The following is a 24,873-nucleotide window of genomic DNA, read 5'->3' as shown; positions in this document are numbered from 1 at the left end:
CTCAGTAGACCGCGGTGCGGCCGCCGTCGACGGGGATGATCGCACCCGTCGTGTACGACGCGGCGTCACTCGCGAGATGCACGACGAGACCGGCGATCTCCTCGGGGCGACCCAGACGTCCGGACGGGAGCCGGTCGACGATCTTGCCGACGAACTCGTCGTCCCAGTGCTCGGCCATGTCCGTCGCGAATCCGCCGGGCATCACGCAGTTCACCCGCACGTGCGGCGCGTACTCCTGCGCGAATGCCATCGTCAACGCATTCAGGCCGTTCTTCGCTGCGGCGTACATGGCCTCGGGCGGGCTCGGTCGAACGGCGCCGATGCTCGAGATGTTGATGATCGACCCGCGCCCGGCGGCCGCCATCCGCGCTCCGGCCACCGCCATCAGTCGGAACGGACCCTTGAGGTTGACCTCGATGGTCTTGTCCCACAGCCCCTCCGTCACTCCGACGAGGTTCTCGGAGAGCGGCGCGATGCCGGCGTTGTTGACCACTACGTCGAGTGAGCCGAACTCGTCGACGATGGCGTCGACCGCGGGTTCGATCTCGTCCCATCGACCGACGTGCAGAGCGCGGGCGTGCGCGCTGCCCACCGCCGACGGTCCGAGTGAGGCGACTGCCGCCTCGCACGCCTCGAGCTTGCGGCTCGACACCACGACGGTGGCACCCGCGTCGCGGAGACCGCGGGCGATGGCGAGGCCGAGACCGCGGCTCGCACCGGTCACCAGGGCCACTCTGCCGGTGAGGGAATGGAGGTCGTCGGTCATCGGTACTTCTTCGTCTCGAGGCGGGCGATGGTACGAAGGTGGACCTCGCTCGGTCCGTCCGCGATCTGCAGAGCGCGGGTGATGGCGTGCAGGCGGGCCAGGACGAAATCGTCGCTGACTCCGGCCGCTCCGAACGTCTGCACGGCACGGTCGACCACCTTGTGCGCCACCTCCATCGCCGCGACCTTGATCGCGGCCACCTCGGAGCGCGCCGAGGCGTTACCGCGGGTGTCCATCATCCAGGACGACTTCAGGACGAGCAGTCGGATCTGGTCGATCTCGATGCGGCTGCGCGCGATCCACTCGCGCACGACACCACGATCGGCGAGTGGGGCACCGAAGGCCACGCGCTCGAGGGAGCGCCGGCACATCATCTCGAGCGCGCGCTCGGCCATGCCGACGGCGCGCATGGCGTAGTGCATGCGGCCGGGACCGAGGCGGCCCTGTGCGATGGCGAAACCGTCGCCCTCGGCGCCGAGCATGTTCGAGGCCGGCACCCGGACATCGGTGAACTGCACGTCGCCGTGCCCGAGACGATCGTGGAAACCGAACATCGGCAGATCGCGCAGCACCTCGATGCCGGGGCTGTCGGCCGGGACCAGGATCATGCTCTGCTGACGGTAGGTGGGGCCGTCCGGATCCGACTTGCCCATGAAGATGATGAGCTTGCAGTCCGGATCGAGAACACCTGAGGTGTACCACTTCCGACCGTTGAGCACGTACTCGTCACCGTCGCGCCGAATGGTCGAGGTGATGTTGGTGGCGTCGGAGCTGGCCACGGCCGGTTCGGTCATGGCGAATGCGGACCGGATCCGACAGTCGAGCAGCGGCTCCAGCCAGTCCTTCTTCTGCTCCTCGGTACCGAACATGGCGAGGATCTCCATGTTGCCGGTGTCCGGGGCGGAGCAGTTGATGGCCTCGTTACCGATGATCGAGCGCCCGACCACCTCGGCGAGAGGGGCGTACTCGAGGTTGGTGAGTCCGGCCCCGAGTCCGTCGTGCGTCATGAACAGGTTCCACAGTCCCTGCGAGCGCGCGGTCTCCTGCAGTTCGCGCATCACCGCCGGCTGCTCGTGCTTGTTCGTGTTCGCCGCGATCTGCGCGTCGTACACCTTCTCGGCGGGCAGAACATGGTCGGTCATGAATGTCTCGAGGGTCTCGAGCAGCGCGTCGGTACGAGCACTGTAGGAGAAGTCCACGGTTGGCCTCCTGGAGGGCGGATCGAGCGAGTGGATACGAGGACGAGGGAGCTCAGGCGAGCAGGGCGGTTCCGGTATCGATCAACCGAGAGATGGTGGCGGGCAGCTTCTCCTGGTCCGGATCGTGATGACGGCCTTCCCGGTGACGACGCAGGTTGTGGCCCATGATGGCGGCCATCTTGAGTCGTCCCAGGGCGTCGAACCACGGCAGGTCGGGCAGGTCGCGTCCCGCACCGGCGTAGATCTCCACCAGCTCGTCGGCGCTCGGCAGACCGGGTACGGACCGCCCGACACCCGGGAAGTTGTCACCGTCGGCGAAGACGAGGAACCACCCCAGCTCGACTCGGGGGTCGCCCACACTCCAGATCTCCCAGTCGATGAGCGCGACGGGCTCGGTACCGTCCGCGATCAGGTTGCCCAGGCGGTAGTCACCGTGCACCAGCGTCGACGAGACCGCATCCGGAACGCGGGCACCGAGAAGACTCAGCAGCCTGTCGCCGCCTTCCACCAGTTCGGGTGGAACGGCGCCCAGCGTGCGAGCCCACCGGGCGAGTTCGTCACCCGGTGTGAGTGTGGGGCCGGCGTCGGGGACCGCCCGGTGGTCGACCGCGTGCAACTCGGGCAGGACCGCTGCCGCACGCCGCATGCGCGCTGCCGCCAGTTCCGGGTCGACCGCCGGGTCGTCGAGAACAGGCTCGAGGGACTCACCTCGGACGAATGTCATGGCGTACCAAGAGGGCTCGGTGTCGTCGATCATCACGATCGTGGGCACCGGCACCGAGGTACCCGCGAGTTCCCGCATGATGGTCGCCTGCCGCAACATGTCGTGGCGCCCTACGGGACGTTGCCCCGCGGGCACGGCCTTGACCACCAGGTCGGCGTCGTCGGTTCGCGCCCGATAGGTCAGACCGGAGTGCCCTCCGAGAAGTGGGTCGAAGCTGTGCAGCGAGCCGAGGCCGCCGGCCTCGAGCTTCTCGGCGACGCGCTTCTGCAGTGCGGAGTGTGTCGTGTCTTCGGTGGTCACGGCCTCGGCTCTCGGGGAAGGCCGAGAACGCGCTCGGCGATGATGTTGTGTTGGATCTCGTCCGTGCCCCCGGCGATGCGGTATCCGGGTGCGCCCAGAACGTGCTCCGTCCACGCGAACGTGCCCCACTCACCGGTGTCGGACACCAGATCGGAGCCCAGCATTCGGCGGACAGCCGCCGACGTCCGAGACATCGTGGTGGTCGCCAGCAGTTTGCCGACGGACGACTCGGGGCCGGGGTCCCGGCCGGAGACGACGACGCCGGCGACGCGCATGGCGGTGACGCGCTGGACGTGGCTGTGCACGACGAGGTCTGCCACCTGGTCCATCTCGATCTCGGTGAGAGGTCGACCCAGGTTGCGCGCCAGTTCCACGGCTCGGTCGGCGTTGGCCAGTCCGAGGTTGCCACCGTCGAGTCGTTCGGCAGCCAGCACGGTGAGGGCGACCTGCCATCCCTGCCCCTCCGGGCCGAGACGGTGCGCGTCGGTCAGGCGCACGTTCTCGAGATACACCTCGTTGAACGAGCTGCCGCCCGTCATCTGTCGAATGGGGCGAACGGACACGCCCTCCGCGTCCATCGGGACCAGGAAGACGGTGAGGCCCTTGTGCTTCGGGACCGAGGAATCGGTACGGCACACCGCCACGCCGATGTCCGAGACGGTGGCTCCCGACGTCCAGACCTTGTGGCCGTTCAGCACCCACCCGTCGCCGTCACGGACTGCGCGCGTACGGACCGCAGCGAGGTCGGAGCCGGCCTCGGTCTCCGAGAAGAGCTGGCAGGCCATCAGGTCGGTGCGCAGCATCGCGCGCACATACGTGGCGCGCTGCTCCGGCGTGCCCCACTTCTCGATCGTGGGCGCCACCAGTTGCTGTGTCACGGAGAACATCTCGGTGCGTCGCGGAACGTCGAACCTGTCCTCCGCGCGACGGAATGCCAGCACGTGGGAGAGCGGCAGATCTCGTCCGCCGTATTCCGCGGGCCAGTCGAGGGGGCCCCACCCGGCGTCGAACTTGCGTCGTTCGTAGTCGCGGATGACGTCCGTGTGTCGGCGTTCCTCCTCGGGCGTCCAGTTCTCGAAGACGGCCACCGAGTCGGAGCCCTCACCCCACGTCGTGCTGGTCCGCGGTGCGGCCACGCTGCTGAGCCACGCCGTCGCCTCGGCGGCGAACGCTCGGACGTCGGACGACACGGTGCTGGTACTCATGTGCTGACCTCGCTGGTCGTTGTCGGACTGGTCTAGACGGACAGAACGGTGCAGGCGCTGATACCGGGAGCGCCGTACACGTGGGTGAACCCGATGGACGGGCCGCCCGGAACCTGACGGTCGCCGGCCTCCCCGCGCAACTGGGTGACCACCTCGTGGACCTGCCGCAGACCGGAGGCGCCGATCGGTTCACCGTTCGCGATGCATCCACCGTCGGTGTTGACGGGCAGACGCCCGCCGATCTCGGTGGCACCCTCTGCGATCCACTGCTCCTGCTCGCCGTGCTCGCAGAAGCCGCATTCGGCCATGTGCATCAGTTCGGCGCCACTCTCGGTGTCCTGCAGCTGGGCCACGTCCACGTCCGACGGCGAGATGCCTGCCTGCTCGAACGCTGCTGCCGCTGCATCCGCGCTGACGCTGGTGGGCTCACCGACGCCCTGGACCGACGGACTGAAGACCTCGAACGATCCGAATCGCCGCGTCCGGTGCGTGATGGCGCGCAGCCGGATCGGCCGGCCGGTGAGCCGCTCGGCCACCTCGGGCGAGGCCACGATCACCGCCGCACCGCCTTCGCCGGGAGAACAGAACATGTACCGGGTGAGGGGATCGTTCACCATGTCGGCGCCGGCGATCGCCTCGGCCGACATGGGTTCACGGCGCCACGCGTTGGGATTGAGAGCACCGTTGCGATAAGACTTCTCGGCGACGCGCGCCAGGGTGTCCGGGGAGATTCCGTGCTGCCGCATGTACCGCGAGATCTTCGCGCCGAAGAACTGTGTGGTCACCATCAGGCCGGCCTCGCCGTACCCCTCGGACAGACCCCACTCCGCAGGCGTGGGATCGAAGGCACCGCGCGGATGCTTGTCGAAGCCCACGGCCAGACCGATCGATGCCGATCCCGCCCGCACCGCATTGACCGCGGAGAACAGAGCACTGCCACCGGTGGCGCAGCCGTTCCGCACATTGGTGAACGGTATTCCGGTGAATCCGAGTTCGCTCACGAGCGTGTCGGCGAGACCCGCCGAGTCGCTGCCGCCGAACGCCACATCGACGTCCGGCCAGGCGACACCGGCGTCGGCGAGCGCCGCGGTGATGGCCGAGACGGCCATCTCGCGTCCACTGACCCCGGGTTGGCGACCGAACTTGGACAATCCCACTCCGACGATGACCACAGACTCGCTCATGCGCTGTCTCCCCTTGTGCTCGGTGCTGACCGATCCCGGGCAGCGACGGCTTCGAACCTCGGAACCGGGACGACGGCCGTGAGGTGGACCAGAGCTCCGTGCAGGTCGTCGACGTTCTCGGCGTCGAGGATCGCCTCGATCCTGATGCCCTCGCTCAACTCGACCCAGCCGACCGCGAACGGGGTGAACCCGCCCGCGGGCGGCACGTACGGCGGCGACTTGGGCGGGAAGCGCTGCACCGTGTGGGCCCACACGGTGCCCGACGTACTCAGGTCGACGGGTTCCGCGGTAGGGGTGACGCACCGGGAGCAGAGGGTCGACGCGGGGAACGCGACCGTGCTGCACACAGTGCATCGGCTGCCCCGCAGTACCACCCGCTGCGCCTCGAGACCGTTCGTCATCGTGATCCTCCCGCTCCCCGCCGACCGTCGTTCGTGATTCGTGTCGCGCTGTCGATCAGCGACCGACCCACTTCGGCTCACGCTTCTCGAGGAACGCGGTGACGCCCTCGCGGCCGTCCTCCGACTGCAGCGCGTTGCCCACGGCGAGGTGCTCCATGACCATGAGGGACTGAATGTCCGCGTCCAGGCCGCGGTCGATCGTCATCTTGGTCAGCTTCATCATGAACGGGCTCTTGTCGGTGAGCTGCGCGATGAACTCCTCGACGGTCTTGTCCAGCTCGGCTGCCGGCGCGGAGGCGTTGATCAGATCGAAGTCGGCGGCCTCGACACCGGAGAGAAGCTTGCCGGTCAGCATCAGTTCCTTGGTCTTGCGGATACCGATCATGCGCGGCAGGCGGTAGATCGGGCCGGCGCCGCCGAACAGTGCACGGCGGATGTGGAAGTCACCGATCTTGGCGTCGTCGTCGGCGATGGCGAAGTCGCAGGAGATCATGAGCTCGAACCCGCCTGCGGTGACGTAGCCCTCGAGGACTGCGACGGACGGAGTGTTCATGGAGTACAGGCGATCGCAGACCTTCGCCGAGAGCACGGCCACGTCCATGGCATTCGTGCTGCCGACGTAATCGGACAGCAGGATGTCGAGATCGAAGCCCGAGCAGAAGGTGTTGTTCACTCCGCGCAGAACCAGAACCTTGAGGTTCGGGTCGGCGTCGACCTCGGCGATGATCTCGTCGAGTCGGTACAGCAGCTCCGGAGTCACCGCGTTCTTCTTGTGCGGGCGGTTGAGCCAGACGCGAGCGACGTCGCCGTCCTTCTCGAGCAGGATGTGGTCGGTGTCGATCATGGGATCTCCTTGGGCAGCGTCACGATTTGAACTGGATTCACTTCAGTTTTACGCCATGGGGCTGGGTGCGTCAACCCTCCTGTCGAACCGAGTTCAGTCCGACCAGTTCGGCTACGCGGCGACGGTGAAAAACCGCATCACCGAGCAGCGCCTCGTCACCGGTTGCTCGACGGAAGTATCTGTGCGCCTGGTGCTCCCACGTGAAGCCGACGCCACCGTGCAACTGCACCGCCTCTGCGACCGACTCCGACGCCACCTCCGTGCACACGGCACCGGCGATCGCGACCGCGAGTGCGGCGCGGTCGGGGGTGCTGTCGTACACGGCAGCGGCGAAGCGGGACGCCGATCGCGCCCGCTCGAGCGAGACCATCAGATCGGCCAGACGATGCTTCACGGCCTGGAAAGAGCCGACCGGCCGACCGAATTGTTGCCGCGTGGTGACGTACTCGACCGTCATCTCCAGCATGCGGTCGGCGATTCCCGTGTGCTCACTCGCCAGCCCGATCGTTGCTCGCGCTGTCAGGTCGTCGAGAACGGAGGCCGTGTCGGCCACCTCGGTCAGCGCGTGCGCCGCGGCCGCGTCGAGGTGCACGTCGGCGCGCGGCCGCGTCGGGTCGACGACGGTCCGCGGGACAGCGCGCACGGCATCGGAGAGGGGCACCGCGAACAGTCGTGACCCCTCGGCGGTGTGTGCCTCGACCACGACGACCTCGGCCGACGCAGCGTGCACGATGTCGGTCGCGACTCCGCTCAGGCGCCATCCGTCCGCCGTGTGGTCGGCAGTGATCATCCGCGCGGCCGTGCGTCGCGTCTGCGACACGGGAAGGTGCACCGCGACGCGGAGTTCGCCGGCGAGAGCGCCGGACACCAGCGCGTCGACGGTTCCGGCCGGAGCCCGCAGCAGCGCGTGCACGCCGACGCCGGCTGCGAACAGCACCGGTTCCGACACGAGGCCTCGGCCGCATTCCTCCAGGACCACGGCCATGTCCGTCATCCCGTACCCGAGGCCGCCGCGATCCTCGGGAACGGACAACATGGTCACGGCCATGTCGCCCACGAGAGTCCGCCACAGTGCCCACGGGGTCCCCTCGTCCAGCCCACCGTGCCGTGCGAGTACAGCGCGCACAGCGGACCTGAGGTCGGTCTGCTCCGGCCCGGGAACGAGGCCCGCGGGCTCCACTTCCGGCCAGGGTGAGTAGGTGACGTCGTCGATCGCTGCAGACATAACACTCCTGAGTCGAGTTCAGTTCTGTTTCGAGAGTATCGGCGAAATCCACGACGTGCGGACTTTTCTTGAACTAAGTTCGGTTCATGCTTCCAATCGAGACCTACTACGCCACCCTCGACAGCGGTGAGCTCGAGCAGGCGACCGACATGCTGGCGGAGAACGTCACCTTCGTGATGATCGTTCCGACGGGAGCCCGATCCGGCACCGGTCGCGCGGCAATGCTCGACTACCTCACCGGACGTCCCCCTGTCGGCCGGCAGCATCGACTGCTGCGTCGCGCGCAGGACGGCGACGTCCAGTTCGCGCAGGGCGCCGTCACCGAACACGGCGACGTCGTGACGGGGTACTTCGTCGCAGCGATGCACCTCGACGAGCACGGACTGATCGACCGATACCAGGTGTCCTTCGACCCCGACCATGCGCTGGTGCCGTGGAGCGGCGCCGAGGCGCCCTCGACCGACCCGACAGGAGCATGATGACGACGACCGATGCCACACCCGCGCTGCGAACCTGGTTCTCCTACATGGACTCCGACGATCCGGACCGGGTGCTGGGCATGATCACGGACGACTTCCGGATGTCCATACAGTTCTCCCGCGGAGAGGGAGCGTCCGCCGAGTTCGTCGGCGACAGAGAAGGACTCGTGGCCTACCTCGCCCAACGCGAGAAGAGCACCCTCGTCCACCACATCGACGTCGGTTCCCGCGTGGACGACGTGGAACTCGTACTGGGGCGGACGACGCGAGGCGGCGATTTCGAGGCGTCGTTCAACGCGACCGCGTCCCTCGACGCGACCGGCTCGCTGCGCCGTCTGCTCATCTGCCGGACACCGGAACTCGCGTTCGACTGATGTCCGTCAACCGTTCCGGCGAGCCCGCCGGATGCGATCGTGTCGACCAGAACTGACAGGAGACCCGCATGACCAGGTGGTGTCGTACGCTCGCGGCGCTGACATCGGCAGCCGCATTGGGGTTGTCGGCGGCCTGCAGCGGTGGGGCGTCAGCGTCCGGACCGGTGTCGGGCACCTGGGACGACGTGATCGCCGCAGCGAAGGACGAGGGATCGGTCTACCTCTACTCGTCGCAGCACCCCGAGAACCTCGCGTCGGTGAAAGCCGGATTCGAAGCGAAGTACCCCGACATCACGGTCGAGTTCACGCGGGGTTCCGACGTCGAGCTGAACCCCCGCGTGGATGCAGAGCACAAGTCCGGGCGCGGAATCGGCGATGTCCACATGACCACCGACCCCGCGTGGATCCGCGCAGCCGCAGACTCGGGCGAATACTCGGTGAACGCCATCGGCCCCTCGTTCGACAACCCCGACTACGGTCGAGACACCAGCGTGCTGAACGACACACTCTTCCTCACCAGCGCCGCCGTTCTGGGGCTCGGCTGGAACACCACTGCGTTGCCGGACGGCCTAAACAGTCCGCAGGATCTCCTCGCGCCCGAACTGCGCGGACGTATCGGCGTCGTCAATCCTGCGGGCTTCGCCGCCGTGACCGACCAGTACCGGTTCTTCGACCGCAACTGGTCACCCGACTACACCGACGAACTCGCGCAGAACGAGCCGCGTGTCTATCCCGGCGTTCTGGCCGTCGCGCAGGGCCTCGGATCCGGCGAGATAGTCGCGACGCCGATGGTCCAACCCCTCGTGCGGGAGCAGGAGGCCGGCGCACCCGTCGGGTGGTTCAGGCCGGACCCGGCGTGGGGCGCCCCGTACTACTCGCATGTTCTCGCGTCCGCGCCGCACCCGAATGCAGCGCAACTACTCGCCGACTTCCTCATCTCCCCCGAGGGCCAGGTGGCGTTGTCGAAGGGGTACGCGAGTGTGCTGCCGAACATTCCGGAGGCGGTGGGACGCGCGCAGGACATCGCGCTGACCGACCCCGCGGACCTCGACCCCGCAGCGGTGACCGAGTACCAAGCGGAGTGGGAACAGCGTTTCATCCGGTGACGTCGGGCTTCATCCGGTGACGCCGGCGGGCGGCGAAGGGGCACGGGCAATGACACGACCACAGACCGTCACACTCCTGACGCCGTTGCGCGTCGTTCGGTTACGCAGAATGCTGGGTTTCGAGCTCGGCGCTGCGATCGGGATCTGGATCCTGGTACTGGCGGTCCAATGGACCCTGACGCAATCGGGAGAGTCGGCGTTCACGGTGTCGGCCGTCCAGTTCGCGGCCAGTCTGCCCTTCTTCCTGCTCTCCCTCCCCCTCGGCGCGATCGCCGAGCACGCAGGCCATCGGATCCTGCTGACCGGCACGGCGATCGGCCTGGTGATCACGTCGGCAGTGCTCACGGCGCTCCAGGTCCTCGAACTCGCCACGATGCCGGTTCTGATGGCAGCTGTGTTCCTGTCCGGGTGCGGTCTGGCAGCGGTGGCGATCGTCTGGCAATCGCTGCTGCCGACGCTGGCGACCCGAGAGATGATGACCGTCGTACCCGCCATCGACGGCGCCATCTTCAACGGTGCACGGGCCGTCGGTCCGGTACTCGGCGGGGCACTGTTGGCAGTGTGGGGTGCCACCTCGACGTTCGCTGTCGTCACGGTCGTGTTCGTGATCTGCGCCGTGCTGGCAGCCAGTCAGATCCCGAGTGGGTCGGGGCGGGCCCCGAGACACGAGTCGGTCCTCGATTCGGTGGCGACGAGTCTGCGATTCATCCGACACTCGCGATGGACGCGGAGACTGCTGTTCCGTGTCGTGATGTTCGGCCTGCCGGCGAGCTGCCTGTGGGCTCTGCTCCCGGTCGTGGCGTACGAGATCCTGCACGTGACGACGTTCGAGTTCGGAGTTCTGTCCGGGGCGATCGGCATCGGCGCGGTAGCGGGCACCATCGCGTTGATGCCGTTGCGGTCCCGCCTGAGCTGGAACGTCTTCGCGGCATCGGGATCTGCCGCGTACGCAGTGGTTCTGCTCGGTCTCGCCTTCGTGCCGTGGACGCCGGCCGTGTTCGCGCTGTTGGTGGTCGTCGGCGCCGCGTGGGTGGGTGTGCAGAGCACGTGGATGATCGCGACGCACGCGGTCATGCCCCCGTGGGTCAAAGCCCGTGTGATCGCATTCGTGTTGTTGACGTTCCAGGGCAGTCAAGCGGTCGGTGCTCTCGTCTGGGGACTACTCGCCGACACGATCGGACTCGTGTCCGCTGTCGTCCTCGCCGCGTTCGCGATGTCGGTGTCGTCGATCGGACTGCTACGCCGCGGCATCATGCCCAGCGACTCGATCGCGCCCGACCCGTCCGGCGCGGCCGGGCCACCGGAACTCGAATCGGGTCAGCGTGAGGGGAAGATCGTCGTCGAGACGACGTATGTGATCCACCCGCAACGGGTGGACCACTTCGTCCGCGCGATGGGCCGCCTGAGATCGTCTCGGATGCGCCTCGGCGCATCACGGTGGACCATGACCCGGGTCAGCGACTCGGCCTCGACGTACGTCGAATTCTGCACCTTCAGGAACTGGGCGGAGTATTCCGCCCAGGAGACCGTCCGTCTCACCGTCCCGGAACAACTCGTCCGGACGGACCTCGCACCCGACCTGGCCGAGCAGCCCCGTGTTCGGGTCCTCGTCCATCCGGGAACCACAGCCGACAGAGCCGAGTCGACATGAGCGACCACTTCCCCCACCTGTTCTCACCGATCCGCATCGGCGGACTCACGCTGAAGAACAGACTGGTCGCACTCCCGGCGGGCACGTCGATGGCGGTCGACGGTGTGCCCACTCACGGGGACACCGAGCATGTCGAGCGCCTGGCCGCGGGTGGAGTGGGCTTGATCATCGGGGGTGCCACGGTCGTGCACCCGACGACGACGCTGCGATCGCGCAAGCTGATCGAGGCCTACCGGGTCGAGATCATTCCGAGCACAGCGGCCAAAGTGTCTGCCGCGCATCGCCACGACGCACTGTTCATCGGCCAACTCTGCCATCTCGGACGTGAGTTCATCGGCGGCGAATCGGATGCGCCACCCTCCGCTCCCTCGGCGATCAAGACCGCGCGCGACGCCTACCCACCCCACGAACTGTCGGTCGCGGAGATCGAGGACATCGTCGAGGGATGGCGTACGTCGACGCGAAACCTGGTGCGAGCAGGTGTCGACGGGGTGGAGCTCCATGCGGCGCACGGGTATCTCCCCGCTCAGTTCATGTCCCCGCTGACGAACCGACGGACGGACGATTTCGGCGGCTCGTTCGACGGCCGAATGCGTTTCACCCGCATGGTGATCGAGGCGATGCGGTCGGAGATGCCCGCGGGGCTCGCGCTCGGGGTGAGGCTGAGCGGGGAGGAGGAGATCCCCGGCGGAATGACGATCGACGACTGCGTTCGCATCGCCGAGAACGTGGCCGCGGGCGGCGTCGACTACTTCAGCATCACCCACGGCACCCGCGGGAAGTACGTCAAGGATTCCACCGGCGCGGACGCGGTCGCGATCCCGTCGGCGGCGAGGGTCCGAGCAGCGACCGGGACACCGACTCTCGTGGGACAGCGAATACGCGATGCGGGCGTCGCGGACCACGCCATCAAGACCGGACAGGTGGACATGGTCGGCATGGCACGCGCGCTGATAGCGGACCCCGAACTGCCGAACAAGTCACGAACCGGTCGCCTCGACGAGATTCGCGGCTGCCTCGGCATCAACCAGGACTGCCGGGCCTTCGACCCGCATCTGCACTGCGCGGTCAATGCCGAGATCGGGCGCGGTCGACACGTCGACGTCGGTCGACGTGCCCGCGCGACGAAGGACGTCATCGTGATCGGCGGCGGCCCCGCCGGTCTCGAAGCCGCTCGCGTGGCCGCGGGAAGGGGCCACCGAGTCACGGTGTTCGAGAAGAGCAGTGCCCTCGGCGGATCCGTGCGGGTGGCTGCCTCGGCGCCGCACCGGGCGACGCTCATCGACATCGTCGACTACCTGGAACGGGAGATGCGTCGGCTCAAGGTCGAGGTTCACCTGTCGGCCGAAATCGGCGAGGACGACCTTGCCGAGATTCGCTCCGCGTCGGACCACATCGTGGTGGCGACCGGATCGCGTCCGGTCGACGTGACCCCGTTGTTCCGAGAGCGCACCGCCTACAGCGTCGACGACGTTCTGCTCGGCCGTGTGGCGGGCGACGCTGGCCGGGTGGTGGTGTTCGACGACGGTGACGGATTCTGGCCGGCGTACAGCGCGGCCGAAGCACTGGCGCAGCGGGGCTGGGAGGTCACCGTGGCCACGACGCTCACCGCTCTCGCGTCCCGAATTCCCGCCGAGAGTGCAGTACCCCTGCTCGATCGACTGGGTGACGCGGGGGTCGACTTCCAGATCGCGCACGCCCTTCACGTCCCCGACGACCCTGCTGCTCCGGTGACCTTGCGTCCGGTCTTCGGGACCGGCGACCGGCCCTACGAGGACGCCGCGATCGTGTGGCACCAGCCGCGAGTGGCGGTGTCGTCCTTCGGACTCGACGCGGGCCCCACCGTCAGTGTCATCGGAGATTGCGTCACACCACGGCGCATCGGTCACGCGATCGCAGAGGGCTATCGGGTGGGCGCAGAACTCTAGACTGCCGGTGCCGCTGGACCGCACCACCGACGAATCATGAAGAGAATGGAGCACATCATGTCGTTCGTACTCGTGCACGGTGCCGGAATGGGCGCGTCGTGTTGGGACCGCCTCGCGCCACTGCTGACGGGGCGAGTCGTCGCGGTCGACCTTCCGGGGCGCGGCACACGCGCGGACGTCGACCTCCGCACCGTCACCCTGGAGGACTGCGCCGACGCGATCGTCACGGACGTGGAGCGGGAGGACGTCACCGACATCGTGTTGGTGGCCCACTCGTTCGCCGGAGTCTCCGTGCCCCGCGTCCTCGACAGGCTGCAGGACCGTGTTCGGCACGTCGTCTTCCTGGCCGCGGTGGTCCCGCCGGACGACACGGCGGTGATCGACGGGATCGACCCCGCGGTGCGCGACATAGTGGAGGCGTCCATCGTGGACGGCAGATACGTCCAGGGCCCCGAGGGTGCACAGGCGATGCTGTGCAACGACATGGACGACGAACAGACCGCGTGGACACTCGAGCAGCTCGTCGACGACTCCGGCGCTCTGCTCACCGAGACCGTCGATCTCTACGGACTCCGGGTCGATCTCCCCCGCACCTACATTCGGACGACGAGGGACACGTGCTACCCGCCGGAACTGCAGGAAGCCTCGTCAGCGCTGGTCCGCGCCGGTGCCCGGTCGGGTCGCGTCGTCCACATGGACTCCGGACACATGCCGATGATCAGTGTCCCCGACCAGCTCGCGGCTGTGCTCGACTCCCTCACCGCCGACTGAGCTCCGACGGTGCAGCCGCGGGGTCATCCCAGCCGGACGAGCGTCTTGCCGGTGTTCTCCCCTGCCAGCATCGAGACCAGCGCGGCCGGAGCTGCGTCGAGACCGTCGAACACCCACTCGTCGTACCCGAGACGGCCCGCGTCGATGAGGGACCTGATCTCCGCGCGCATGTCGCCCTCGAGATGCAGGAACGATCCGGCCCGGTATCCCCGCATCGACAGGTTCTTCGACACGAACTGGAACAGATTGCCCGGCAGACTCGGCGCCTCGGCCGCGTCGTACTGAGACATCTGGCCGCACATCGCGATACGTCCGTTCGGTCGGAGTGCGTCGATCGCTGCAGTCAGGTGATCACCGCCCACACAGTCGAAGTACGCGTCGATGCCGTCGGGCGCCGCGGCGGCCAACGCCGACGGCAGCGAAGCGTGATGATCGAAGGCGTCGGCCAGGCCGGCCGCGCGCAGATGAGCCACCTTGGCCGCGGATCCTGCCGAGCCGATGACGGTGGCCCCTCGTGCCACCGCGAGTCCCGCCGCGAGCCCACCGACCGCGCCGGCCGCGGAGGACACCCACACCGTGTCCGCAGGCCCCACGTCGAGGATGCCTATCATCCCCGCGTACGCGGTGAGCCCGGAACTGCCCAGGGGGCCGAGGAACCACTGCTCGGGCAGACCACCCGGACGGACGACGGTGGGCGACCCGTAGCCGCCGATCGTCGCGGTGTCGGCCGAGATGAGGGCATGCTCCCGGAAACCCAGTGTGTGCGTGACGATGTCACCGACAGCGAAAGCGGAACTCTCCGACCGTTCGACGACGCCGAGAGCGAGACCTTCCAGTGCCTGCCCCGGCGCGAAGGGCGGGAGATAGCCTCCCGGCGTCTGCCTCGACAGCCGGATACGGATCGACGGATCGATCGAGAGCCACGTGTTGCGGACGAGCACGTCGCCGGAACGGAGCTCGGGCACCGGCGCCTCCACCACCTCGAGATCGCCACTCGTCAATGCGCCGTTCGGCCACGATCGCAGCACGACGTGACGGGTCGACGTCACCCCGGTCATGCCGCACCGACCGCACTCGGCGTCATGCCGGTCCACCGCCGGAAGGCGCGCCGGAATGCCCGTGGTTCCGAGTAGCCCAATCGGGCCGACACGATGTCCAGGGCCTCGCCGCGCCGAAGCGCCTCCACCGCGCGCGCCGCGTCGTGTCGAGCACGGAGAGCGCCCAGGGTGGTCGACTCACCGGCGAGCAGGCGGCGTAGATGAGGCTCGCTGATGTGGAGAGCGCGGGCCACCGCGGTGTTGCTCGGCAGGGGGCCACCGACCCGAGACGCGAACTCGCACAGCACCCGTCGAGACACCGGCCCGAGTTCCGTCGCTCCGGATCGCGTGTCGGTCATCGGAGACCCACAGTCGGCGACGACCCGCCGGACATCCGCCGAACGACCGGCGGGCTCCACCCCCTGTCCGAGGGCCCGTACAGCCGCAGCATCAACCGGAAGTCCCCGGACGGCGTCGGGAGCCAGTTGCTCGCCCCCTCCGCGGGGGCTGTCGTCGCGAGTCGAACGACCAACGATCCGTCGTCCGCCATCGTCAGGCCGGGCGTGCGGTCGGTGATCGCATATCGGTCGATCGCGTTCTGACACAACAGTCCTCGCTTGTGGTAGACGGTGAGAGACCAGAAGAAGCGCGCCGGAGGCATCCGGTCGGCCGCGAAGGTGATGTCGTAGGAGTGCTCACCCGAGAGCTGGTGTCCGTCCTCGTCCACCTCGCACACCGGGTACAGCGCCTCGTCCGCGGGGTTGACGTAGATCTGAGACAACGCGACGGCCGCGCGCAGAAGATGGTCGTCGCCGAAATCCGTACCGAGTTCGTTGACCGACCAGCCGTTCGTCGTTCGACCCAGTGACCCCACCCGGTCGGCGATCGCGTCCAGGCCGTCGGACAACCCTGCTGCGAACTGCGAACGTGCTCGGGTGGACTGTTCCCCCGTGTGCAACGCTCCGCGCAGTCGCGCCATGCTCTCGCGGACCACGGGTGGCACGTCGGCCGTCGCGACACCGGCGACGGCGTGGTCCAGAGAGTAGAGAAAACCCTCGGGATCGCGGAGTTCGTCGTCCCGTTCGCGAAGCACGAGCGCGCGGGCGGCTGCGTCGCCCGCAGGTCCGGGCGCAGGCGGCCCGTCCAGCACGATGGAGTCCTGCAACGCGATCACCCGCCGGAGATCCTCGGCATCGTCCGGTCGCACCAGGATGCGAACGGCAACCATGACGTGACGCGTGCGGCAGGCCACCAGTAGTTCGTCGTCCGCCGTGACCACCTCGCTGCCCGCGCGAGCGATACGCAGTGTCGGCAATCGGCTCCCGTGGGTCCGCTGACCCTGTACGGCGATGGTGGTCGAGTCCGCCTCGCCGATCTGGACGCTGTAGTAGCGGTCACCGAGATCGGGCATCCGTAGCGCGACCGACCCGGCGTCGAGGTCGACGAAGGCCAGTGAGTACAGCGTGTCCACGTTGGGAGCCACTCCCGCGGTGAGAGTGGGATCGGACAGTCGACGCTGATGTCCCATCGTGTTCAGCGCGGCGCCCGCGGAGGTGAGCGGTCGGTCGACGTGGGGCTCGAGCGGGGATGTGAATCGGAGACGCAGTCGCTGAGCGAAGACGAGGGGGAATCCCCAGATCTGGAGTGCGCGCGCGTCGCGGAACCACTCGTCGACATCGGCCGTGCTGTCACATACGGTCACCTGTCGACCATAACTGAAGTGAGTTCGATTAGGCTAGGAGAACAGTAGCGCCATCGCAGACCCTCGAGTGTCAGGAGAATCCATGCCCCGGGACGACGTGGACGATCGCCGACGCCCGCGTCGGGTGTACTCCGTCGGCGCCGAACCGGACGCACGGTTCAGCTTGGCGAACGAGCGAACGTATCTCGCGTGGATTAGAACATCGTTGGCGCTCATGGCTGCCGGTGTCGCACTCGACGTATTCGACGTCGGCGGGAACACGACGCCGGCTCGCGTCGCATCCGTGCTCCTCATCGGATGCTCCGCCGTTCTGCCGCTGCACGCATGGTGGTCGTGGGGCCGAGTCGAATCCAGCCTGCGCCGGAATCGACCACTTCCGTCGCCCCGCGTCGGCGCACCCCTCGCCGTCGTGCTCGCGGCATCAGCAGCACTGGTGATCTGGTCGGTGCTCTCGTGACGCGGCCACCCGAGAGCAGGCCGGCGGGCGTTCTCGGGGACGGAGGCCTACAGGTCGAACGAACAGCACTCGCGTGGCGGCGCACCGAATGTTCGGTGGCGGTGTGTGCACTGGTGGGTCTGCGGCTGGCCGCGCACCAGGGCAACGTACCGACGGCGGTGGCAGCCGGCGTCGTACTGACCGGTGCCGTCGCGGTGGTCGTCGTCGACACCGTTCGACTCCGGAAGCGCAGCCGGGCGGATGCCGGCCCGGACGCGCCGCGAGCAATCCCGGCGCGGGCCCCTGCCCTGGCAGTCCTCACCGCGTCTCTGGGCATCCTGGCACTGATCGTTGCTCGCACCGTGACATTCGGCCCCGGGCTGTGAGCCCGGGGCCGATGCCCTCACCGTCGACAGATCAACCCTGGAACTTCTGCTCCCACTCACGCGATTCCCGCTCGATGAACTCGGGCGTGAGCTGCGCCGGATCGGGCCCGGCGATGTCGTGGGCGTCAGCGGTGGCACCGTCGATTCCGGGAAGCGCCGTCGCGACCCCGATGGCCTGCGCCTGCTGCCCCTCTGGGCTGACCAGGAAGTTCGCCAACACCTGCGCGGCGTTCGGGTGGGGCGCCACCGCGGTGACGTGCCCGTAGAACGGAGTTCCCCAGGACGGGTCCGGCAGTGCCCAGTTCACCGGCGCTCCCGACGCGACCTCCTGGACCAGCGGCTGGACCATCGGTGAGACGACCACCTCGCCGGAGGTGAGCGCCTGAGACACTCCCAGCGAGCTCGGATAGATCCGGGGCTGCTGCTCGGCGAGACTGTCGACGAAGTCGTCGCCGAAGTTCTCACGGTAGAAGCGGTAGAGGTCGACGTACGACGCGATACCCACGGGGTTCACCACACCGACCTTGCCGCGATACTCGGGTCGCAGAACGTCACGCGGATCCGTCAACCCTCCGGGCACGGTGCTCGTGTTCCACCCCATTCCGAAGGTCGCGGCCACATCGAGGAAGAACCTGTCGTTCTTCACACTGCGGTCTCGCCCGTAGGCAGGGTCGTCGAACGCCTCACCGAGAAGTGGCTGCGAGTAGACGCCGGACTCGGCAGCGGACGCGATCCACGAGGTGTCGGTCACCACGTGCACGTCCGCCGTTCCCTTGCCCGTCTTGTTCTCGGTCTCGATGCGAGGGTTGAGGTCGGCGTCCGTACCGCGGACGAAGTCGAGGGTTATCTCGGGATAGGTCTCGCTCCACGCGCGCTTCACGCTGTCGAGGATCGTGGTGTTCTGACTGGAGTAGAGCATCACCGATCCCTCCGACTTCGCGGCGGCGACCACGTCGTCCCAGCTCCCCTCCACGGCGGCGGTGCCACCTCCTCCGCCGCTCCCGCACGCCGTCATCGCCAGAGCCATCACCCCGACCGCAGCGATCGTCCTCATCCGCGCCGATCCACCGAGAAAACCCATGTTCATCTCCTTTGTTGAACTGACATCAGTTCACCAAGTAGTGTGATCTGTGTCAAGAGTGGAGGCACGACCACGTGCACGTCACCCCACCGGCCGAAGGAGCATCGGATGACGCGAACACGAGAAGCCGACCCCGCGATCGGCCCGACGTCGTACGACCCCACTCGCCTCGACCAGTTCCAGGAGTCGGCGGCCGACGACGTCCGGCCGGTCGGAACCGACGAGACCCTCACGCTCGCGTCCGTGCTCGCCCAGCAGGCCGTGCTCTACGGCATGCCGGCCGTCCTCCAGTACGCGAGCATGTGCACGCAGTGCGCGCCGGTCTCCGACGGTGCGCCCTGGACGCTGAACACGCTGAAGCACGAAAGAAGCCTGGCGCGTTCGGACTTCCGGCATTTCCGCGTTCCGAACGTCGACACGGTGTATTCCAATGCCTGGCTGGACCTGACCGAGGGGCCGGTGACCATCGACCTGCCGGAATTCGGCAGCAGGTACTACACCCTCGAGTTCGTCGACGCCCACAGCAACGTGAGCAACGTCAGTGCGCGCACGTATCCGGACGGTCCGCGGACGATCGTGGTCACCGCGCCCGGCCAGGACGGCACCGCGACCGCACTGCCGTCCGACGCCGTCGTCTTCGACGTGCCCACCCTCCTGATGTGGATACTCATGCGCATTCAGGTGCACAGCGGCCCCGACGACATCGACACGGTGCGGGCGCTGCAGGACTCGGTGGTCATCACCGGTCCGGCTCCTCGACCCCGCCCGTGGCCCGTTCTGCACCGCGAGGACATGGAGTCGTCCGCGGCCGCTTTCCTGACGGCCCTCGACACCGTGGTGGCCGTCAACGGTGTCCCCGTGCAGGACCTGTCGCACGTGCATCAGTTCCGACAGCTGAACGTCGGCCCCGGCACACCGGACGTCGGCGATCTCGACGAGGTGATGTCTCGAGGCGCCGACATCGGCTTCACCCGCGCGATGGCCCTTCTCGACTCGTCGCGATCCCGCCTGGGACGACGCACGGCGTCCGGGTGGACCCGTGTGCTCGACAAGGGCGCACACGGACACAATTTCGTGGCACGCGCCGTCATGAACTTCGTCGGGCTCGGAGCCAATGCCGTCGAGGAGAACTGCTCGTACAACACGTACGTGGACTCGGACGGGAACGCTCTGACCGGCTCCGACGGGCACACCTACGAGATCGAGTTCTCCGAACCACCACCGGCAGAGGCATTCTGGAGCGTCACACTCTACGACGCCGAGACCGGATGGCTGTACGAGGCGCCCGGCGACGTGTTCTCCGTCCGGTCGATCACCTCGCCGGACGGCAGGGTGTCCAATCCCTCACGGATCGTGATCGGCCACGGACGACCCGATGGCCACGACGATGCCCGATCCTGGCTTCCCACTCCGGCACGTCCGTTCTTCCTCGTACTACGCATGTATCGACCCCACGAGGACGCGCTGACCGAGCGATGGTCGCCGCCACCGGTGCACCTCGCGGACAAGCCGACGCCGACGACCGCGTGATCGACGAACCACGTCACCGCACGACGATCCACCGGGCGAACGCTCGTGGAACAAGGAAGAGGGAACCAGCATGGCCATCGATCTGACCTACGACCCCGTCGTTCGCGAGTGGATCGAGCGCACTCGCACGTTCACCCGCGAGCACGTCCTGCCCATCGAGGACAAATTTCTCGGTGACGTCACCGCCGCCGGCGGCGACGACCTGCGCCGAGAGTTGCAGGCAGCGGCGAAGGACGCGGCGGTGTTCGCCCCCCACGCTCCCCGCGAGTACGGCGGCGGTGGACTGTCCATGAGCGACCGCGCGCCCGTGTTCGAGGAAGCGGGCTACTCCCTCTTCGGACCGATCGCGACGAACATCGGCGCCCCCGACGAGGGCAACGTCCACCTGCTCGCCCACGTCGCCTCCCCCGCCCAGAAGGAACAGTTCCTCGCCCCCCTCGCCCGCGGTGACGTGCGGTCCGCGTTCGCGATGACCGAACCCGCCCCCGGCGCCGGATCGGACCCCTCCGCCCTCACCACCACCGCCACCCGCACCGACGGCGGCTGGCGCATCGACGGCCACAAGTGGTTCATCACCGGCGCGGACGGTGCCGGGTTCTTCATCGTCATGGCCCGCACGTCCGGCACTCTCGGCGACCGCGGCGGCGCCACGATGTTCCTCGTCCCCGCCGACACCGCCGGCGTCACCGTCGGCCGCCACATCAGCACCCTCGACCGCGCCATGATCGGCGGGCACTGCGAGGTCACCTTCGACCGCGTCGTCGTGCCCGAGGAGAACGTCCTCGGCGCCGTCGACGAAGGATTCACCTACGCGCAGGTGCGCCTCGGACCCGCCCGCATGACCCACGTCATGCGCTGGCTCGGCGCCGCCCGACGCGGACACGACGTCGCCGTCGCCCACGTCGCCCACCGCGAGGGCTTCGGCAGCCGCCTCGGCGACCTCGGCATGGTGCAGAAGATGATCGCCGACAACGAGATCGACATCGCCGCCACCCGAGCCCTGCTCGTCACCGCCTGCCACGCACTCGACCTCGGCGACCCCGCGAGCAACGAGACCTCCATCGCCAAGACCTTCGCCGCCGAAGCCATCTTCCGCATCGTCGACCGCGGCGTGCAGATGTGCGGCGGACTCGGCGTCTCCGACGACCTCCCCCTCGCCCGACTCTCCCGCGAGGTCCGCCCCTTCCGCGTCTACGACGGCCCCTCCGAAGTGCACCGGTGGGCCATCGCCAAACGCGCCGTCGGCGCCGCCCGCCGCGCCGCCGCGAAGGAACAGCCGTGACCACCACCCTCCCCGGCATGAACATCGCTGCGCTCGAAAAGTTCATGCGCGACAACAGCATCGACATCACCGGAGAACTGCGTGTCGACCGCATCGCCGGAGGACGGTCCAACCTCACCTACCGCGCCCACGACGACACCACGTCCTGGATCGTGCGGCGCCCCCCGGTCAGCGGACTGACCCCGTCCGCCCACGACATGGCTCGGGAGTGGACCGTCACCCGCGCCCTGCGCGGCACCGACGTCCCCGTGGCCACCGCCGTCGCCTTCGACGCCGACGGCGCCGCCCTCGGAGCGCCGATGACCGTCGTCGAGTTCGTCCCCGGACAGGTGGTGCGCACCCGCACCGACCTCGACTCCCTCACCGACGACGACATCGCCGCCAACACCAGCGAACTCGTCCGCGTCCTGGCCGCACTGCACGCCGTCGACCACCACGCCGTCGGACTCGCCGACTTCGGCAGACCCGACGGATTCACTGCCCGACAGGTCGCCACCTGGGGACGGCAATGGCACCGCGTCAAGACCCGCGACCTCGACGACATCGACCGACTCCACCAGGCACTCACCGACGCCGTCCCCGCCCACTCGGCCGCCGCCATCGTGCACGGCGATTATCGCGTCGACAACACCATCCTCACTTTCGGCGAGCCTGGAACCGTTGCTGCACTGGTCGACTGGGAGATGTCCACCCTCGGCGACCCTCTGACCGACATCGCCCTCATGTGCGCCTACCGGCAACCCATGTTCGACACCGTCCTCGGCCTCGACGCCGCCTGGACCTCCCCTCGCTACCCCGACGCCGACGACCTCGCCCAGCACTACGCCGTCGCCTCCGGACGCGACCTCGCCCACTGGAACTTCTACCGCGCTCTCGCCGACTTCAAGATCGCCGTCATCGCCGAAGGCATCGCACACCGCGCCCTCACCTCCGACGATGCAGACGGCACCGCCGCGGCAGCCGCCCACGCCACAGCCGAATTCGCCGCAGCAGGCCTGCGCGCGTTCTCACGGTGACCCGCAGACACCACTTCTGACCGAGAGGCCGACAGCAATGAACGACATCGAGTGCGACGTACTGGTGATCGGCGGAGGGATGGCCGGTCTGACCGCCGGGGCCCGTGCCGCGTCCGCAGGTAGATCCGTCGTCGTGGTGGAGATCGGTGCGGACGTCGGCGGATCCGCGCGCTATGCCGGATACGTCTGGACGGCACCGGATCACACCGTCATGGATGCACAGAACCCGCACGGCGACCCCGCCCTGAGACGGCTGCTGGTGGACCGGTTCCAGGACGGCGTGCAGTGGATACGTGACACCGGTGTGGAGGTGGGTGACGCTCAGCGAATCCTGTCCTTCGGGCGCGGACACAAGTTCGACACCAACCAGTACGTCGATCTGTGCCGGCGCATCGTCCTCGAGTCCGGCGGATCGGTCCTGCTGAACACGAGCACCGAGAACCTCGAATTCGAGAACGGCGTGGTCACCGGTGCGGTGATCCGAACCGGCACAGCGGAACCACAAGTGGTGCGGGCGGCGCACACCGTACTCGCCACGGGAGGGTTCCAAGGGTCCGCAGCGCTGCTGGAGAAGCACGTTCATCCGAACGCAGGGCGCATGCAGCTGCGGTCGAACCCCCACAGCGCGGGCGTTGGGCTGACACTCGCCGACGGTGTGGGCGCCGCCGCCGGTACGACGAACGCCGGCTTCTACGGGCACCTGATTCCCGGCGGGGTGACCCTGACGGACCCGTCCGATTTCGTCGACATGTCGCTGTACTACAGCGAACACGCGCTCCTGTTCGATCTCGACGGGACGCGCTTCGTCGACGAGACACTCGGTGACCACCTGACGACGATGGCCCTCCTCGACAGACCCGAGGCCCGCGGCCTCCTCGTGGCGGACGCTCGCGTCCACCGGGACTGGGTTCTGGCGTCGTACGTCGAGGGCGCGGTGGCCGTCGACAAGTTCGCACTGGCGGGCAAGCGCGGCGGTCGGGTCGGACGAGCGGACACGCTCGAGGAGCTCGCATACCTACCGGAGGACTGGGGATACGACGGAGCCGCCATCGCGGCCGCGATCGCCGAGTTCAACGAGTCCACCACGTCGGCGGAGGGCCCGACACCGGGACGAGCGCTGGATGCGAGCCCACTGAGCGAACCCCCGTACTACGTCATCGAGGCCGTCCCGGCCGTCACCTTCCCGTTTCACGGCATCAGAGTCGACGCCGGCGCCCGCGTTCTGACACCCGACGGCGAGCCGATTCCCGGCCTGCTGGCAGCCGGTTCCGACACCGGTGGCCTGTGGAACCGCGCGTATGCAGGCGGTCTGGCGGCCGCCCTGGTCCTCGGACTCGTCGCAGCGGAGACCGCCGGGTGACCTCTCGGACACGATGACGCCGCGGGCACGCCGCGCGTGTCACGGCTCCCCGCGGCCGTGGAGGGTGGCGATGATGCGCCGCGCCTCCTCCACCGACGAATGCGCCCGAGCAACCGCTCCGGCCCGCAACATCGCCGACGCCACATCGACTGCCACCGCATGCCGGGCGACCAGGATGCCGATGGCCACGCTCGTGAGATCGGTGTCCCCGTCCTCGGCCCCGTCCACCGTCGCCAGCGCGGCGTCGCCGGCGACCACGGGCCCGATGACCCGCACGAGGTGTTCGATCAACACCTCCGTTCCCGCCGGCGACGGCCCGCTCCGCACGGAGCGCCGGTGCAGTTGCACGCACCCGAGAGGGGCGTCCACCGCGCCCAGTGGGAGCACCCGCACCCACCCGACGTCCGCTGCCACCAGATCGTCGATCAACAGCGGCCACCGCGCCGCGTCGCGGTGGCCGCCCACCACGATCGTTCGGCCCACCGCACGGTCGCTCGACACGAGATCGACATCCGCGCCGTGCAGATACAGCAGGTCGGCGATTCTCTCCGCCGACGAGTCGGTGGTGTGCAGCACTCGTCGCGTATCGGGGTGACGCGGAGACGACACGACCACCGCGCCACTGTCCGCGCCGGCGACCCCGACACACACGTCGACGAAATCCGACAACCGCTCCCCCGGTCCGAGTCGAGTCCCGTCGGACGCGGTCGCGTCACCGGGGTCGTCCATGGTCCATACCTCCACCAGGCGCGTCTGCAGATCGACTCGCGCACAGCGCCTTCGACGGGTCGATCGGCTCTCGTATCAGCAGCTAGCAGGAGGTCGCCCGGCTCTGGACGTCGTTGACTGCTCGTATCCATACCCCGTTCGGGGCTGCTGAACCTCC

Annotated in this window: 25 protein-coding genes; 12 read left to right on the top strand and 13 right to left on the bottom strand. The window is 68.1% G+C overall.

Annotation, left to right across the window (positions count from 1 at the left end):
* Position 1: 1 nt before the first annotated feature.
* The 8 genes from JOE30_RS08260 to JOE30_RS08225 form a co-directional block, all read right to left on the bottom strand.
* Positions 2-766, bottom strand: coding sequence for an SDR family NAD(P)-dependent oxidoreductase (locus JOE30_RS08260; RefSeq protein WP_204866003.1), 765 nt, complete (start codon positions 764-766; stop codon positions 2-4).
* Entirely contained in the window at positions 763-1,965 is a 1,203-nt protein-coding gene (locus tag JOE30_RS08255; RefSeq protein ID WP_204866001.1) for an acyl-CoA dehydrogenase family protein, read from the bottom strand. Before JOE30_RS08255 ends, JOE30_RS08260 begins: the two co-directional genes overlap by 4 nt.
* 52 nt (positions 1,966-2,017) lie before the next feature.
* Entirely contained in the window at positions 2,018-2,989 is a 972-nt protein-coding gene (locus JOE30_RS08250) for a phosphotransferase family protein (RefSeq protein WP_204865999.1), read from the bottom strand.
* On the bottom strand, positions 2,986-4,194 hold the full coding sequence (locus tag JOE30_RS08245) for an acyl-CoA dehydrogenase family protein (protein WP_204865997.1): 1,209 nt from the start codon (positions 4,192-4,194) through the stop codon (positions 2,986-2,988). Before JOE30_RS08245 ends, JOE30_RS08250 begins: the two co-directional genes overlap by 4 nt.
* Before the next feature lie 32 nt (positions 4,195-4,226).
* The gene (locus JOE30_RS08240) at positions 4,227-5,378 is read right to left on the bottom strand and encodes a thiolase family protein (protein WP_204865995.1); all 1,152 of its coding nucleotides are present in this window, start codon (positions 5,376-5,378) and stop codon (positions 4,227-4,229) included.
* On the bottom strand, positions 5,375-5,779 hold the full coding sequence (locus tag JOE30_RS08235) for a Zn-ribbon domain-containing OB-fold protein (RefSeq protein WP_204865992.1): 405 nt from the start codon (positions 5,777-5,779) through the stop codon (positions 5,375-5,377). Before JOE30_RS08235 ends, JOE30_RS08240 begins: the two co-directional genes overlap by 4 nt.
* A gap of 55 nt (positions 5,780-5,834) precedes the next feature.
* Positions 5,835-6,623: an enoyl-CoA hydratase/isomerase family protein gene (locus JOE30_RS08230; protein WP_027504435.1), complete on the bottom strand. Its 789-nt coding sequence runs from the start codon at positions 6,621-6,623 to the stop codon at positions 5,835-5,837.
* Positions 6,624-6,693: 70 nt separating this feature from the next.
* On the bottom strand, positions 6,694-7,848 hold the full coding sequence (locus JOE30_RS08225) for an acyl-CoA dehydrogenase family protein (RefSeq protein ID WP_204865990.1): 1,155 nt from the start codon (positions 7,846-7,848) through the stop codon (positions 6,694-6,696).
* 86 nt (positions 7,849-7,934) lie between these two features.
* On the opposite strand from JOE30_RS08225, the gene JOE30_RS08220 reads away from it, so the two are divergent.
* From JOE30_RS08220 to JOE30_RS08195, 6 genes are all read left to right on the top strand, one after another.
* Entirely contained in the window at positions 7,935-8,327 is a 393-nt protein-coding gene (locus JOE30_RS08220) for a nuclear transport factor 2 family protein (protein ID WP_204865988.1), read from the top strand.
* Complete coding sequence (locus JOE30_RS08215; RefSeq protein WP_371831658.1) at positions 8,324-8,701, top strand: hypothetical protein; 378 nt, start codon at positions 8,324-8,326, stop codon at positions 8,699-8,701. The genes JOE30_RS08220 and JOE30_RS08215 overlap by 4 nt, the downstream gene beginning before the upstream one ends.
* Before the next feature lie 68 nt (positions 8,702-8,769).
* Positions 8,770-9,807: an ABC transporter substrate-binding protein gene (locus JOE30_RS08210; protein WP_204865985.1), complete on the top strand. Its 1,038-nt coding sequence runs from the start codon at positions 8,770-8,772 to the stop codon at positions 9,805-9,807.
* A 49-nt stretch (positions 9,808-9,856) separates the two neighbouring features.
* The gene (locus tag JOE30_RS08205; protein WP_204865984.1) at positions 9,857-11,458 is read left to right on the top strand and encodes an MFS transporter; all 1,602 of its coding nucleotides are present in this window, start codon (positions 9,857-9,859) and stop codon (positions 11,456-11,458) included.
* The gene (locus JOE30_RS08200; RefSeq protein WP_204865983.1) at positions 11,455-13,386 is read left to right on the top strand and encodes an FAD-dependent oxidoreductase; all 1,932 of its coding nucleotides are present in this window, start codon (positions 11,455-11,457) and stop codon (positions 13,384-13,386) included. Before JOE30_RS08205 ends, JOE30_RS08200 begins: the two co-directional genes overlap by 4 nt.
* A gap of 57 nt (positions 13,387-13,443) precedes the next feature.
* Positions 13,444-14,157, top strand: coding sequence for an alpha/beta fold hydrolase (locus JOE30_RS08195; RefSeq protein WP_204865982.1), 714 nt, complete (start codon positions 13,444-13,446; stop codon positions 14,155-14,157).
* A gap of 23 nt (positions 14,158-14,180) precedes the next feature.
* Here the strand turns inward: JOE30_RS08195 and JOE30_RS08190 are convergent, their stop codons facing one another.
* From JOE30_RS08190 to JOE30_RS08180, 3 genes are read right to left on the bottom strand one after another with little or no spacing between them, the layout of a single operon-like run.
* The gene (locus tag JOE30_RS08190) at positions 14,181-15,215 is read right to left on the bottom strand and encodes an NADP-dependent oxidoreductase (protein ID WP_204865981.1); all 1,035 of its coding nucleotides are present in this window, start codon (positions 15,213-15,215) and stop codon (positions 14,181-14,183) included.
* The gene (locus tag JOE30_RS08185; protein ID WP_204865980.1) at positions 15,212-15,553 is read right to left on the bottom strand and encodes a helix-turn-helix domain-containing protein; all 342 of its coding nucleotides are present in this window, start codon (positions 15,551-15,553) and stop codon (positions 15,212-15,214) included. The genes JOE30_RS08190 and JOE30_RS08185 overlap by 4 nt, the downstream gene beginning before the upstream one ends.
* Positions 15,550-16,896, bottom strand: a complete 1,347-nt coding sequence (locus tag JOE30_RS08180; RefSeq protein ID WP_204865979.1) for a DUF1254 domain-containing protein — start codon at positions 16,894-16,896, stop codon at positions 15,550-15,552. Before JOE30_RS08180 ends, JOE30_RS08185 begins: the two co-directional genes overlap by 4 nt.
* Positions 16,897-16,978: 82 nt before the next feature.
* Between JOE30_RS08180 and JOE30_RS08175 the strand changes: the two genes are divergently transcribed.
* Together JOE30_RS08175 and JOE30_RS08170 are read left to right on the top strand one after the other, a co-directional pair.
* On the top strand, positions 16,979-17,353 hold the full coding sequence (locus tag JOE30_RS08175; protein ID WP_204865977.1) for a YidH family protein: 375 nt from the start codon (positions 16,979-16,981) through the stop codon (positions 17,351-17,353).
* Positions 17,350-17,718 carry a DUF202 domain-containing protein gene (locus tag JOE30_RS08170; RefSeq protein ID WP_204865976.1) on the top strand — a complete coding sequence of 123 codons (369 nt, stop codon included), beginning with the start codon at positions 17,350-17,352 and terminating at the stop codon, positions 17,716-17,718. The genes JOE30_RS08175 and JOE30_RS08170 overlap by 4 nt, the downstream gene beginning before the upstream one ends.
* 31 nt (positions 17,719-17,749) lie before the next feature.
* Here JOE30_RS08170 and JOE30_RS08165 read toward each other — a convergent pair whose 3' ends face one another.
* Positions 17,750-18,799 (bottom strand): ABC transporter substrate-binding protein, encoded by a 1,050-nt coding sequence (locus JOE30_RS08165; RefSeq protein WP_371831657.1) that lies wholly within the window; start codon positions 18,797-18,799, stop codon positions 17,750-17,752.
* 108 nt (positions 18,800-18,907) lie between these two features.
* Between JOE30_RS08165 and JOE30_RS08160 the strand changes: the two genes are divergently transcribed.
* The 4 genes from JOE30_RS08160 (at position 18,908) to JOE30_RS08145 (ending at position 23,987) form a co-directional block, all read left to right on the top strand.
* On the top strand, positions 18,908-20,329 hold the full coding sequence (locus JOE30_RS08160) for a DUF1254 domain-containing protein (RefSeq protein WP_204865974.1): 1,422 nt from the start codon (positions 18,908-18,910) through the stop codon (positions 20,327-20,329).
* Positions 20,330-20,399: 70 nt separating this feature from the next.
* Positions 20,400-21,611, top strand: coding sequence for an acyl-CoA dehydrogenase family protein (locus JOE30_RS08155; protein ID WP_204865972.1), 1,212 nt, complete (start codon positions 20,400-20,402; stop codon positions 21,609-21,611).
* A 17-nt stretch (positions 21,612-21,628) separates the two neighbouring features.
* On the top strand, positions 21,629-22,627 hold the full coding sequence (locus JOE30_RS08150; RefSeq protein WP_204870158.1) for a phosphotransferase family protein: 999 nt from the start codon (positions 21,629-21,631) through the stop codon (positions 22,625-22,627).
* A gap of 37 nt (positions 22,628-22,664) precedes the next feature.
* A complete protein-coding gene (locus JOE30_RS08145) occupies positions 22,665-23,987 on the top strand; it encodes an FAD-binding protein (protein WP_204865970.1) in 1,323 nt (440 codons plus the stop codon).
* Between the two features lie 39 nt (positions 23,988-24,026).
* Here the strand turns inward: JOE30_RS08145 and JOE30_RS08140 are convergent, their stop codons facing one another.
* Complete coding sequence (locus JOE30_RS08140; protein WP_204865968.1) at positions 24,027-24,716, bottom strand: hypothetical protein; 690 nt, start codon at positions 24,714-24,716, stop codon at positions 24,027-24,029.
* Positions 24,717-24,873 lie beyond the last annotated feature (157 nt).

This window comes from Rhodococcus sp. PvP016, assembly GCF_017832185.1.
Taxonomy (GTDB): Bacteria; Actinomycetota; Actinomycetes; order Mycobacteriales; family Mycobacteriaceae; genus Rhodococcoides.
The sequence above is the reverse complement of the archived record's forward strand: the minus strand, read 5'-3'. Positions and strand labels throughout refer to the sequence as shown.